The 12,601-nt window shown below is 44.8% G+C and carries 13 protein-coding genes and 1 riboswitch; of the genes, 4 read left to right on the top strand and 9 right to left on the bottom strand.

The features are described from left to right. Positions 1-5: 5 nt before the first annotated feature. Positions 6-1,274, bottom strand: a complete 1,269-nt coding sequence (gene glp, locus ACDJ59_RS08250; protein WP_413408312.1) for a gephyrin-like molybdotransferase Glp — start codon at positions 1,272-1,274, stop codon at positions 6-8. 221 nt (positions 1,275-1,495) lie between these two features. Here glp and ACDJ59_RS08245 point away from each other — a divergent pair, with 221 nt between their 5' ends. After that, positions 1,496-1,786, top strand: a complete 291-nt coding sequence (locus ACDJ59_RS08245) for an HNH endonuclease (RefSeq protein WP_413408310.1) — start codon at positions 1,496-1,498, stop codon at positions 1,784-1,786. A 112-nt stretch (positions 1,787-1,898) separates the two neighbouring features. Here the strand turns inward: ACDJ59_RS08245 and ACDJ59_RS08240 are convergent, their stop codons facing one another. From ACDJ59_RS08240 to ACDJ59_RS08220, 5 genes are all read right to left on the bottom strand, one after another. After that, positions 1,899-2,639 (bottom strand): DUF4247 domain-containing protein, encoded by a 741-nt coding sequence (locus ACDJ59_RS08240; RefSeq protein ID WP_017688102.1) that lies wholly within the window; start codon positions 2,637-2,639, stop codon positions 1,899-1,901. An 11-nt stretch (positions 2,640-2,650) separates the two neighbouring features. Further along, positions 2,651-3,157 carry a DUF4178 domain-containing protein gene (locus ACDJ59_RS08235; RefSeq protein ID WP_076317633.1) on the bottom strand — a complete coding sequence of 169 codons (507 nt, stop codon included), beginning with the start codon at positions 3,155-3,157 and terminating at the stop codon, positions 2,651-2,653. Positions 3,158-3,180: 23 nt separating this feature from the next. Beyond that, complete coding sequence (locus ACDJ59_RS08230) at positions 3,181-3,582, bottom strand: DUF350 domain-containing protein (protein ID WP_036613690.1); 402 nt, start codon at positions 3,580-3,582, stop codon at positions 3,181-3,183. A gap of 95 nt (positions 3,583-3,677) precedes the next feature. After that, positions 3,678-4,349, bottom strand: a complete 672-nt coding sequence (locus ACDJ59_RS08225) for a PspA/IM30 family protein (protein WP_253509079.1) — start codon at positions 4,347-4,349, stop codon at positions 3,678-3,680. A 111-nt stretch (positions 4,350-4,460) separates the two neighbouring features. Then, positions 4,461-4,802 carry a hypothetical protein gene (locus ACDJ59_RS08220; protein WP_413408308.1) on the bottom strand — a complete coding sequence of 114 codons (342 nt, stop codon included), beginning with the start codon at positions 4,800-4,802 and terminating at the stop codon, positions 4,461-4,463. Between the two features lie 153 nt (positions 4,803-4,955). Between ACDJ59_RS08220 and ACDJ59_RS08215 the strand changes: the two genes are divergently transcribed. Continuing rightward, positions 4,956-5,747 (top strand): polysaccharide deacetylase family protein, encoded by a 792-nt coding sequence (locus tag ACDJ59_RS08215; protein WP_413408307.1) that lies wholly within the window; start codon positions 4,956-4,958, stop codon positions 5,745-5,747. A 107-nt stretch (positions 5,748-5,854) separates the two neighbouring features. On the opposite strand, the gene ACDJ59_RS08210 is transcribed toward ACDJ59_RS08215, so the two are convergent. From ACDJ59_RS08210 to ACDJ59_RS08200, 3 genes are all read right to left on the bottom strand, one after another. Next, positions 5,855-6,529 carry a 3D domain-containing protein gene (locus ACDJ59_RS08210; protein WP_413408305.1) on the bottom strand — a complete coding sequence of 225 codons (675 nt, stop codon included), beginning with the start codon at positions 6,527-6,529 and terminating at the stop codon, positions 5,855-5,857. A 2-nt stretch (positions 6,530-6,531) separates the two neighbouring features. Continuing rightward, a riboswitch (cyclic di-AMP (ydaO/yuaA leader) is annotated at positions 6,532-6,727 on the bottom strand. Between the two features lie 219 nt (positions 6,728-6,946). Then, positions 6,947-7,669 (bottom strand): amino acid ABC transporter ATP-binding protein, encoded by a 723-nt coding sequence (locus ACDJ59_RS08205; RefSeq protein ID WP_413408303.1) that lies wholly within the window; start codon positions 7,667-7,669, stop codon positions 6,947-6,949. After that, positions 7,656-9,119, bottom strand: coding sequence for an ABC transporter substrate-binding protein/permease (locus ACDJ59_RS08200; RefSeq protein WP_413408302.1), 1,464 nt, complete (start codon positions 9,117-9,119; stop codon positions 7,656-7,658). Before ACDJ59_RS08200 ends, ACDJ59_RS08205 begins: the two co-directional genes overlap by 14 nt. Positions 9,120-9,302: 183 nt before the next feature. Here ACDJ59_RS08200 and ACDJ59_RS08195 point away from each other — a divergent pair, with 183 nt between their 5' ends. Together ACDJ59_RS08195 and ACDJ59_RS08190 are read left to right on the top strand one after the other, a co-directional pair. Then, complete coding sequence (locus ACDJ59_RS08195; RefSeq protein WP_047843367.1) at positions 9,303-10,478, top strand: M20 family metallopeptidase; 1,176 nt, start codon at positions 9,303-9,305, stop codon at positions 10,476-10,478. Positions 10,479-10,745: 267 nt separating this feature from the next. After that, a complete protein-coding gene (locus ACDJ59_RS08190; protein ID WP_413408301.1) occupies positions 10,746-12,512 on the top strand; it encodes an alpha-glycosidase in 1,767 nt (588 codons plus the stop codon). Positions 12,513-12,601: the final 89 nt, after the last annotated feature.

Raw genomic sequence — 12,601 nt, 5'->3', positions numbered from 1 at the left:
TACCACTACCTCACATGACCTGAGGGCAGTTTGAGAATGCGTACCTGCTCACCCGCAGGAATGCCTTTTTTCTCAGGTGGAACAACAATCAGGCAATCACTGTCCTTAATGGTGATCATCACGCTGGATTCATCTACACGGGCAGCAGCCGGTATCGCGTACACCATGCCGTTGCGGATCTCTGTGGTTCCACGTACGAACCGTGTAAAATTATTAACTTTGGTGTACTCTTCTTCCAATATCGCAGTCCATTCTTCCATATAAGGATGAGCATCCGCCTGCATGGAACGAATGGTTGGACGAACAAACAGACCAAAACCTACAAAACAAGCCCCCGGGTTACCCGAAAGTGCAAAAAGCAATTTATCTTTATATATAGCAGCTGTGGTCACACTGCCTGGTCGCATCGTCACTTTGTTAAACAACATCTCCACATGTTCTTCCAGCACAAGTTCACCCATAATATCATAATCCCCGACGGATACACCGCCTGTGGTCACCACGATATCATTATCTTGAATGGCTTCTTCCAGTTTGGCCCTTGCCGTATTCACATCGTCTGCAATAGAACCGTACATCACAGGCTCTCCACCTGCTTCAACAACCAGAGAGCGCAGCATGTAACTGTTGCTGTTCCGAATTCGACCTGGTTGTAATGGCTCATCTACATCAAGCAATTCCGTGCCGGTTGCGAATATCGCCACCTTTGGACGTTGAAATACAGGAACTTCTGCTATGCCAAAAGTAGCTAACACGGACTGCTCTCCTGCCCTGATGATCGTTCCTGCTTCGAGCAGTTGCTGTCCCTCTTGGACTTCCAGTCCGATTGGGGTGATGTTAGCACCCGACAATATGTGCCGTTTCAATGCAATCCATTGTTCTCCATTCTCTACCTTGCTCTCGGTCATCTCCATCATAACTACCGCATCCGCACCTTCCGGAACCTGTGCACCGGTCATGATGCGAGCCGTCGTACCTGAAACAATGGTGTGATCCGAGGTGTAGCCGCAAGGAATTTCATCAATTACTCGAAACCAAACTTGATGATCACTCGATGCATCTATGGTGTCTGTACTTATAATCGCGAATCCATCCATACCCGATCTCCGGAAGAATGGATACGGATGGGGTGCCTGAATCGTCTCTGCAAGTGTGCGGCCATGAGCAGATTCAAGGTGAACTTTCTCTATGGAGCCTACAGTAACTCTTGCAGCTATTTGGGCCTGGGCATCCGGTACCTGTACAGCTGTACGATTGAATTTGGCAGTTGTCATATCATGTGAATGTGAGTTCATTTTCAAAAGTATTCTTACCTCCTAAAGACTATCATCCTTTAAGAAAGTGTAGCCCGAATACTGTAAGATAACAAGTACATCACTTATTGAATCCTGTGACAAAATCTTATTTCTTACAGGTGTAACATCCCTTGATCTATATTCAACATGAAAGGCATCTTGTCTGCCCATAATATAATTGACAAAGGGAGGCGATGATCATGAGTAAACGATGTGAATTATGCGGAAGAGAACCTGTGAATACGACCGTTCATCATTTGACACCCAAAGAAATGGGCGGAACATTTCTGCCAACGGCCAACCTGTGTATCCCCTGTCACAAACAGATTCATTCGCTATACACCAATTGCGACATTGTAACCCTTGGTCTCACGGACCTTCAATCCCTGAGACAGGATGAACGAATGATTCCATTTATCCGCTGGATTCGCAAACAGCCTGCTACAACGATTCCACGTGTACGCAAATCCAATCATGTTCGCAAATCGTAAACCAAAAAGAACAGCTCCAAGGTCATGTGCCGGCGAGGTGAATCCGCCTTCCCTTGTCACTGTTCTTAAATGAACTTTGCGTTTAACAACGATGCTTATGATTAGATGTTTATTATCTTCGCCTCTTGATTCGGCCGCCGCCCACTCTGGTTTTTGGTTTTTTGTAGGATTTCTTAGGTGAATCAAACAACCCACCACTGCTCTTGTTGCGATCAATGGTTCCCTTGCTCTGATCCTTGTTGCGGTTGAATAATCCTCCGCCAGATCCCACGCTTGAATCTTTATCGCTTCCGCGCCTTGTAATCGTACCTTTCCGATCAACAGTAATAGGTGGAGCAAGCTTCTTGTCATTACTTGTTGGTGCACGATAAGATCCTGCACTCGGTTTATACGTATCTTTATTGGTGTATCCCCGATAGTTGCCATAACCTCGCCCGCCAAAAGAATCGAACAGATTACCAATTAATGTAGCGGTGAGGTAACCTTGTAAAAAAGATGAATCGTAGTTCTGCCGAACATATTCCTTGGAGTCCACCTCAACCAAGGTATCCTCCGGCTTGTTCGGGTCTTGTTGCAGGTGATAATACTCGTCCTGATAGACGAGGAACATACGCTCTGTGTTCTCTGCCGAGATCTGATCCGGTTGCCGCTGGTCAGACAATTCCTGAGCCACTTCCGGAACGGTGCGGTCCGAAGCCCGGTACACATAGGACGTTGAGTTACCACTGCCGTTAACCGATTCAAGCGGATATGTGTCCTGAACAGAAGGTGCTGCTCCGCACGCGGACAACAGAGACATGACAAGGCTGAGGACCAGCATTAATTTTAATCCATGTGCCAAGCGTTTTTTCATTGGAACCTCTCCTAGCTCGAACGAATCACTTTGATATCCGCAGGAAGAATGGACTCACCCTCATACAGTGTAAATCTTCTGTCTTGCCACTCCACGCGAAGAAGCATATTATCATCCGACTGATACTGCCATACCAATTGTTCTCCAGCCTGGCCATATGGAGTTCTACCTGCCGTTGATACCATGCCTCCATACTCTTCCTCCAGATGATATGCGCGTCCATCCAGGTCCAGCAATGTAGGCACCTCATCAGGCGCATCAAGCCTGCCATCAATTGGTGTATATAGGGCGTAACGTGTGAGTTCCCGTTCTTCGATATGCAAATATCGAAATGCGGTACCATCCTGCAGTGTGAGCACAACTGCATTTCGAGCACGATTTTGCACCCGACCAACGACTTCATAAGTGACCAGAGAAACCTCACAGATATCACCAGGTGCAAGCTGAAGCATCGTTTTCTCTGCCTGCGGTGGTTCAGGTTTCGTTAGTATTCCTTTAATTCGTTTCCATACACTCATGAGAATTACTCCTGTTCCTTATCTTATAAACAAGCTGCAATAATCAGTGCGCCCACGATATGTAAAGCGCCAGAGAACAACCCGTACCCTGTCTTCCCTTGCTGAATTCCCGTATCCAGATCCAGATTGGCCCATTTGCGAATCATAAAGTGTACAACACTCTCCAGAATCAACAAAATGATAAAGGATACAACGGAGACCAGCAGTGCTTCTCCCAGGTGACCGGCCGTAGAAATGGACGTAGCGAGTACATATCCTTGTGCAAATAATTTCATAACCATACGTGTAGTAACGGCCATATTGCCGGCTTTAACTTCAGCAAAATCCTTATATTTAGTGAACAGTGAATCAACATACATCAGGACAAACAGCAAAACCGAACCAGATCCGGTCCAGACCAGCATCGCCAAAATGTTCAAATCCATTTACACAGCCCCCACATATCAACATGAACCGCATTTAAAAGCGAAGGAGAAATACTCTTCTCCTCCGCTGGTTAACCTTGTTGACAACCAAGATATTAGTTCTTATTATCGTACTGTTTCATCAATGCTGCGAGTTCGTCTTCAACAGCCTGATCTTTACCCAACTTCTCGAACTCATCATCCAAAGACTTTCCTTTGGAAGACATTTCGTTGCTTGCTTCTGCCTGTGCTTCCATCTGCATCATTTTCTCTTCCATACGCTTCATACCAGCACTTGCGGTATCAGAGCCAAACCCATTCAACGCTTTGTTGATTTCCGTTTGGGCTTTTGCTGCATTGTAACGGGCTACCAGTGTTTCGCGTTTGTTCTTCATTTGAGTCAGTTGCTTACGCATCTCGTCGAGCTTGCCACGCAGGTTATCTGCAGAAGCCTTGTTTTGGTCATAGCTGGTTTTGTACTCAGCCATCTTCTCTTCAGCAGCCTTTTTCTCTTCCAGAGCACGTCGAGCCAAATCCAGATTCTGAGCACGTGCCGCCGTATGCGCCTGCTCTTCACGTTTCTTCACAAGAGCTTCCTGCTCTTCGAACAACTGCTTGAATTTCTTCTCAATGGCGATCTGTTGAGCTACTGCTTTCTCCGCATCTTCCAGATCCTCTTGCATGTCACGGATATATTGGTCCGTCATCTTGATTGGATCTTCCGCCTTGTCAATAATGGCGTTGACGTTAGACATAGTTAGATCACGCAAACGTTTGAAAATGGACATTATGTTATTCCTCCTAGTCGATATTACATCGTATATAAACATACATACGTAACAATCTACAACTCGTTTCAATTTTAGCAAATAAAATCAAAACATTCGATGGCTCTTATGTCAGGAAGATCGTTTATCTTTGTTCAGATGATCCTCCATCAACCTCTCTGCAGTCTGCACGATTTCGTCGATCTGCATCCGCGTGATGGAATCAAAATGAATACCCATGATCACCGTAACGGTTACTTTCAGCTGCAAGGCAGCCTTTCGGGCAAGCCGCTCACACAGCTCTTGTTCTTTATGCCCAGGAATATGTACCGTCGTCCCGCTTACGCGCTCATGATCCACGTAGAACGTGGCTACGGCGCCAATATGCGCCTTTCCTCCGGTAACGAGAAAAACCTTATCTTTTCCTGCTTCAATCACCTGTAAACGTATGGATTTTAAATCATATGTACTCATACCCATCCACCTATCCTTTTCTATATGTTATATATGGAGGAATTATGGCTGTCATGAGCTAAATCGGCAATGAAACTTCTCACACTGCGCATATTTTATGGAACCCCCGGGCATACCAAGGAGAACGTCATTTTGGAAAAGGAGGCCGTTATTATGCGCGTACGCCTCATTATGCTGATGGTTATCGTTATTTTTCTCGGAGGATATCATGCTCCAGTTTCATCGCGGGATGTTTCAAGCCCGCCAAGTGAATCAGTATCAGGTTCGGATTCTACGGAAGAAGAACAACTGACATTGGGACAGTTACGTCAAAAATATGCCGATACGTTCAAAACCAATGGTCCTTCAACAAAGAAGGTTGCACTGACTTTTGATGATGTACCTGATCCACGGTTTACTCCACAAGTGCTGGATGTATTGAAGAAATACAATGTCAGAGCTACATTCTTCATCGTGGGTAGTCGTGCTGAGAAACATCCGGATCTGGTGAAACGCATTGTTAAGGAAGGGCATATGGTTGGTAATCACAGCTACAATCATCCTGAATTCAGTAAGCTGTCGATGAATGCCTTTCGCAAACAAATTTTACATACCGGGGATATTATTCGACGTTTGGCGGGATATACGCCCAAGATGATTCGGCCGCCTTATGGAGATATTAATGAAGAACAGCTGAGATGGGCTGCCAAACAACACTATAGCATTGTGAACTGGAATGTAGACTCCCTGGACTGGAAAGGCCTTTCAAAGGAACAGGTGAAAGATAACATCCTGTCCGCCGTGAAACCTGGCTCCATCGTTCTGCAACATGCTGGAGGCGGTGTAGGATCAAACCTGAACGGCACGATTGAGGCTTTGCCTGAAATTATTGAGGAACTACGTAAACGGGGATATGAACTGGTCACCTTGGACGAAATGTTGGGATTGCCAAAGGCCAAAGATTAGGATGACCGTGATAACAAATAATGAGAATATTAAAAGGGTGCTGTTCAATCGCAAATTAGCGACTGGCAGACACCCTGTTTGAATTCATTTTAAATGTTATTTTCTCTCTACTTCAGAATGTACAGCTCGATATCCTGAAAACCAAATGAACTTACAGACTGTTTGCTACCCGGGATAAAGATATCAATCCGGTGACCTTTGATTGCACCGCCCACATCTCGCGCTGTGGCTACAAAAGCCTGTTTTGGCAATCCTGGATGGCTGTGACCAGTTACCAGTACTTTGGTTCCAAGTGGGATTACACTTGGATCAACTGCAATCGTACCCAGTTCAAGGTCATTTCCGAAATAATCGACTGCACCCCAGCCTCCATTTTCAGACGGATCTGCAGAGTATGCCGTTGCTTTTACGTTCACAGCTTTGCTGTAATCGAATGTTTTACCCCAGGCTTGAACAACTTTGTTATCAGCGTTAACGTCCAAGCTTGCTGTAGTAACAGTCTTCGCTTGGGACTTGCTCTCCGTAGCCGCAGCGGCTGCTACATTGTTTGCCTTACCGGGAATTTTAATTTTCAAACCACCATAAATGTTGTAAGCCGAAATGTCGTTGTTTGCTTTAACCATCGTGTTTAGTGCTACTCCATATTGTTTTGATAAGGTGTAGAAGGTATCCCCTTCTTTGGCCACATGAACTGAATCGGCGTGAGCCGGAACGGCTTGAATGAGCATTGCTGTTGTCATTAATGCTACTGCTGTTTTGGCTATACGTTTCTTGTTAATCATGGTCTTCCTCCCTCATTGTGCCTGCGAAGTTAGTTGTCGGATTCGGATGAGGAGCCACCCTATAGGTTCTTCATTACATTTGAAACGTTATGTACCCCTAATTCACCCCAAGCAGTGTGCCGTAGATCTTCCCCCTGCACAATCTGCATCGTTACATCCCCCGCACTTCCTGTCCGGAAGTTTCGGCAGAGTTCAATATATCACAATTTTGTAACCTGAACTTGTAGTAATTCTTACCAAATGGTTTTTAGCATGTCAGCAACTATAAGAATACTGGATAATTCAGAAAAGTTGGACGACCCGATTCCTTTACATCTGGTAACAGAATAGTTACTTTTCCGAATGCATACGTCATTATTATCCATAAAAAAATAGCGTTACCGACTCGAAGTCAGTAACGCTATTTGATCACATCGTTTAGAGTACTTTGGCAAGAAAATCACGTGTACGTGAATTTTTGGGTGCTCCAAACACCTCATCAGGTGTTCCTTCTTCCACAATAACCCCGCCATCCATGAACAGGATTCTGTCTCCCACTTCACGTGCAAAACCCATCTCATGTGTCACGATGACCATGGTCATCCCGCCTTCTGCAAGACGTTTCATGACATCCAACACTTCACCGACCATCTCGGGGTCCAGTGCCGAAGTAGGCTCGTCAAACAGCATCACATGCGGTTGCATGGCCAATGCTCTAGCAATGGCGATCCGCTGCTTCTGTCCACCTGACAGCTGATTCGGGAATGTATCTTTTTTATCGTACAAGCCCACGGTGTTAAGCAGATCAGCAGCAATTTTCTCCGCTTCCTGATTGGATTGTTTCTTCACTTTAATCGGAGCAATCGTGATGTTCTGCTCTACCGTTTTGTGTGGGAACAGGTTGAAGTGCTGGAACACCATGCCCATTTTCTCACGAGTTGCATTAATGTTGTGCTTTGGATCGGTGATTGACACGCCTTCAAAATCAATCTCACCCGAGGTAGGCTGTTCCAACAGGTTCAGACAACGTAAGAATGTACTTTTACCTGAACCGGAAGGACCGATGACCACGACAACCTCACCTTTGCCAATTGTCACGTTTATGCCCTTAAGCACATCGTTATTTCCATAAGATTTGTGTAATTGTCTAACGTCTATCACTTGCACTCAACTTCCTTTCCAGTCGTCCCAGCAGCTTGGACAAAATGAACGTCATTACAAAGTAGATGGCTGCTGCAATCAAAAATGGACTCAAGCCTTGATACGTAATGTTTTTGACTACACTTGCCTGATACATAATATCCACCATACCGATAACTGAGATAATGGAGGATTCTTTAATGATAGTTATGAATTCATTACCGATCGCTGGTAATACAGCTTTGAAGGCTTGTGGCAATATGATATAACGCATCGCGGCGCCTCTTCCCATACCTAATGAACGCGCTGCCTCCAGCTGACCACGATCCACACCTTGGATACCTGCACGGAAAATCTCTGCCAGATAGGCACCACTATTGATTGAAAGTGTAATGATACCTGCCTGAAGTGCAGTGAAGTTAATGCCAAAGCTCAGGGAAAAACCATAGTAAATAATCATCAATTGTACCAGCATCGGTGTGCCACGGATCACTTCAACGTAAGCCGTACCGATCCAGCGCAAGATTGCAGCGTCATGCAAACGGAACAAACAGATGATCAATCCAATAATTACCCCGAAGATAACCCCAAGTGCAGACAACAGAAGTGTGTATCCTACACCTGTAGCATAGAAACTTTTGTACTCCCAGAATACTTGGAAAATATTTTGTGATTTGTTCGCTTTATCCGCCATCAAGAGGCTTGCGTCCGTCACCATCTGATTGATTTTATCTTCGCTTTTCAGTCGCTCCAGTGTTCCATTTACTGTAGCTAGCAGCTCGGTATTACCTTTACGAATCCCGATTGCCGCTTCTGCTTGCTCTTCGTCCGGAACAGCAGCAGCAAGTCCAATGATATCGTCCAGATAACCTGCAGCAACGGTATCTTCAACGATTGCCGCGTCAATGCGTTTTGTTTGCAGTTGAAGCACGATATCCGAGATTTTATCCAGCGCAGTAAGCTTCGCTCCTGGAATACTCTGTCCGATCGTTTCCTGAATGGAGCCTTTCTGAACGCCAATCTTCGCATTTTCAAGTTCTGCCATGGTTGGATATTTGTCTTTATCCACATTGCGAACCATAATCACTTGTTTTGATTTATAATAGGTGTCGGAAAAATCAATACTTTTCTTCCGCTCATCCGTCGGTGTCATACCTGAAATCACCAGATCAACACGCCCGCTCTGCAATGAAGGCAGAAGACCGTCGAAGCCCATATCCTCAATCACAAGCTCAGCGCCAAGATCTTTGGCAATCTCTTTGGCGATCTCAATATCGAAGCCGACGATTTCATCTTTGCCATTAATCACTTTATGGAATTCGTATGGTGCAAAATCGGCACTTGTACCGAGCACCAGCTTTTTACTGCTTGAATTATCTGTAGTTCCACTTGCAAGTGCCACAGGAACGGCAGTCGTCAGCAGAATAACAAAGGTCAACAGCATCATGGTGTAACGACTTATTAATTTCAACCTTTTTCTCTCCCCTTACAATACTTTGTATGCTTCTCATGTTGATGACTGAGTCATTATAAAGTACAATGCATGATTATGCAATGCATTTTGACATTACAAATCTTGACTTGTTTCTGAAAAAATAAAGCAAACATGATATAATCAATAAATTATTTTCATTTTTGCATAAGGAGTTTACTAATGACAGCTAACAAATCACAAATTCTGACGGTTATTGATCAATATGCTTCCCGTTTTAAAGCCATTTCATCATATATCGGTGCCAACCCCGAACTGGGAAATGAAGAGTATCTCGCTTCTGCCCGTTTGAAAGAAGAACTGCTCTTCCACGGTTTCACTGTAGAGGCTCCAATCCTCGGTCTGGAGACAGCCTTTATCGGAACCTATTCAGCCGCCAAACCCGGCCCTACCATTGCTTTATTGTGCGAATATGACGCCTTGCCGGAGATCGGTCACGCTTGTGGTCACCATCTGATCTGTATGATGAGTCTTGGGGCCGCTGTTGGGCTAAAATCTATTCTGGATGAAGTAGGTGGAACCATTAAAGTGTTTGGTACCCCCGCTGAAGAGACACGTGGTGCCAAAGTTCCGATGGCTGAAGCAGGTTTGTTCGATGACTGTGACGTCGCTCTCATGGCGCATCCATATTATGCCTACGAAAAGTCAGGCAGCTCGCTGGCTATTGATGCTGTGCAATTTGAATTCCATGGCCGATCTTCACATGCTGCTGCAAGTCCGCACGAAGGTATTAATGCACTTGATGCTGTCATTCAAACGTTCAACGGGATTAATGCATTCCGTCAACAAGTGAAAAGCACCGTTCGGATTCATGGTGTGATCAACAACGGAGGTCAGGCAGCAAATATCATTCCTGACTATGCTTCTGCGCAATTTTATGTACGGGCAGCAACTCGTAAAGAACTGAATATCCTCACAGAACGTGTGATTCAGATCGCTGAAGGCTCTGCTTTGCAGACAGGTTGTAAGCTCGTGACATCCAACTATGAAACATCCTATGACGAGATGGTTACCAATGAAGCATTCTCAGCTGCGTTTAGTCAAAATCTGATGGAACTCGGTATCCCGCAAGAAGAGATTGTGAGTGGTAATGATCACGGCTCTATGGACATCGGTAATGTTTCCCTGAAATGTCCTGCAATCCATCCCTACATTCGTGTTGTAGACGAGGTGCATACACTGCACTCCATAGCCTTCCGTGACCTTGCACTACAGGAGCGTGCGCTGGATGGCATGATTCTGGGAGCCAAGGCACTTGCTACAACAGCCTATGACGTACTGAGCCAGCCAGAGCTGCTTCAAACCATCCGCACGGAGTTTGAGCAAGCTATTCGCTAAAATTCACTTTCAACATGTTATATAGGGGTGCCCTGAACAATCTTGAATTCCAAGCTGTTCAGGGCACCCTTTTTCTAAATTAGCTGTAAGTATATTCAACACAAAGCTGGAAATGCTGTGAAAGAAACCTTTGAAAACGATGAAAATAATACATTTTATTACAGTAAATGTGATTCGTTTGCTGTCTAACTTGGTTAATTATAACTATAAGTGCGTGTTCAAAAAGACTGGTTTTCATAACTTATCCTATATTCAGGAGGTGCTGTCATGCTGCTCGAAGCCATGTATCATGTTCCTCGTGACAAATGGGCTTATGCTTATAATTCGTCTACCATACATCTGCGCGTACGAACCAAACGTAATGATGTGCAATACGTGACTGCACTGACCGGAGATAAGTACGATTGGAATGGAACGTACAAGGAAATTCAATTGGAGAAGGCTGCTTCAGACAACATGTTTGATTATTGGGAGGCTGCCGTCAAGCCACAATTCAAACGTCTCACCTATATATTTCGGATAACTGCCGGTTCAGAAGATGTGTTTCTAGCGGATAATGGAATTCATTATGAGACCCCCTATCCAACTGGAGGATATTATGAGTTCTCGTATATACATGAAATTGATGTGTTTAAGGTGCCCGAGTGGGCCAAAGAAGCCGTCTTTTATCAGATCATGACGGAACGGTTTGCTAATGGAGATCCTAAGCTGAATCCAAAAGAAACCCATGACTGGGGTGGCAAACCTGAGTTGGACAATTATTTTGGTGGAGATCTGCAAGGTGTGCTGGATCATCTGTATGACCTAACTGAACTTGGCGTGAACGCCATTTACTTTACCCCGTTATTCCAGGCCAATTCCTACCACAAATACGACACGATTGATTATAAAAAAGTCGACCCCCATTTCGGTGATAATGCCCTGCTCAAACAATTGACAGAAGAATGTCATCGCTTGGGTATACGTGTCATGCTTGACGCGGTGTTTAACCATTGCAGCGAAGACTTCCCTCCTTTTCAAGACGTTCTCCAGAATGGAAAAAACTCTAAGTATGCCGATTGGTTCCACATCAATGAATATCCGGTTCAGATCAAGGATGGTATACCAACCTACGATACATTTGGGTTCTATGGCAACATGCCCAAGTTCAATACAGCCAACCCTGAGGTTAAGGCATATCTACTCGATGTAGCTGAGTACTGGATCAAGGAAATTAAGCTGGATGGGTGGCGTCTGGATGTAGCAAATGAGGTGGACAACCATTTCTGGCGTGATTTTCGCAAGGTTGTTAAGGCAGCGAATCCTGAAGCCTATATTGTTGGTGAAGTATGGAGCGACTCCCTGACATGGCTCATGGGGGATCAATTCGATTCCGTCATGAATTATCCATTTGCCGACAAAGTACTTCAGTTCTTCTGCGGTTCAATGGATGGGTATAACTTTGCCAACGAGATGGGTTCACTGATTATGCGCTATCCGCAACAAACCAACGAAGTGATCTTTAATATGCTGTGCAGCCATGATACCCCACGACTACTCACCCGGTTAGGAGAAGACAAACGCCGTTTAAAATTGTCGGTTGTATTTCTTTTCACCTATATCGGTACACCTTGTATCTTCTACGGCGATGAGGTGGGAATTAGTGGTGATGCTGACCCGGATTGTCGAAAATGTATGGAGTGGGATCCGGCCAAGCAAGACAGAGAATTGTATGATTTCTATCGTCTGATGATCGATTTACGCAAAAGCAATGAAGCCCTGCGCAAAGGACGCTTCCGATTCCTCAAGGCTGATCACAATGATCCCTGTATCGTGTACGAGCGTGTGGATGACAACCTTCACTTTACTGTATGGATGAACAATACACCTCAAGATCGAACGCTTTCTCATCCTATGGAAACAAAAGACTGGAAAGATGCATTAACTGAAGAGCCTGTGTTTCCAACCGAAGGGATGATGAATATTAAGCTTGACCCCTATGGGTACCGCATTTTGTACAGACAGCTTGATCCGGCAACTATCCTACACAACTGAGGTTTAAATTCAGACAGTCATATAAAAGAAAAACACTTCCAAAAGTTCAGAATGAAAGTCATCATCTGAGACGGAAGTGTTTTTCTTTA

It is taken from the genome of Paenibacillus amylolyticus (assembly GCF_047302515.1).
Taxonomy (GTDB): Bacteria; Bacillota; Bacilli; order Paenibacillales; family Paenibacillaceae; genus Paenibacillus; species Paenibacillus amylolyticus_G.
Note: the sequence above shows the minus strand (reverse complement) of the source record. Positions and strands in the feature narration are given on the sequence as shown.

Coding starts and splice junctions, on each gene's coding strand:
- ACDJ59_RS08230 (WP_036613690.1), bottom strand. CDS start 3,582: ATGGATTTGAACATTTTGGCGATGCTGGTCTGGACCGGATCTGGTTCG.
- ACDJ59_RS08215 (WP_413408307.1), top strand. CDS start 4,956: ATGCGCGTACGCCTCATTATGCTGATGGTTATCGTTATTTTTCTCGGA.
- ACDJ59_RS08190 (WP_413408301.1), top strand. CDS start 10,746: ATGCTGCTCGAAGCCATGTATCATGTTCCTCGTGACAAATGGGCTTAT.
- ACDJ59_RS08225 (WP_253509079.1), bottom strand. CDS start 4,349: ATGTCCATTTTCAAACGTTTGCGTGATCTAACTATGTCTAACGTCAAC.
- ACDJ59_RS08245 (WP_413408310.1), top strand. CDS start 1,496: ATGAGTAAACGATGTGAATTATGCGGAAGAGAACCTGTGAATACGACC.
- ACDJ59_RS08195 (WP_047843367.1), top strand. CDS start 9,303: ATGACAGCTAACAAATCACAAATTCTGACGGTTATTGATCAATATGCT.
- ACDJ59_RS08235 (WP_076317633.1), bottom strand. CDS start 3,157: ATGAGTGTATGGAAACGAATTAAAGGAATACTAACGAAACCTGAACCA.
- ACDJ59_RS08210 (WP_413408305.1), bottom strand. CDS start 6,529: ATGATTAACAAGAAACGTATAGCCAAAACAGCAGTAGCATTAATGACA.
- glp (WP_413408312.1), bottom strand. CDS start 1,274: ATGACAACTGCCAAATTCAATCGTACAGCTGTACAGGTACCGGATGCC.
- ACDJ59_RS08220 (WP_413408308.1), bottom strand. CDS start 4,802: ATGAGTACATATGATTTAAAATCCATACGTTTACAGGTGATTGAAGCA.
- ACDJ59_RS08240 (WP_017688102.1), bottom strand. CDS start 2,639: ATGAAAAAACGCTTGGCACATGGATTAAAATTAATGCTGGTCCTCAGC.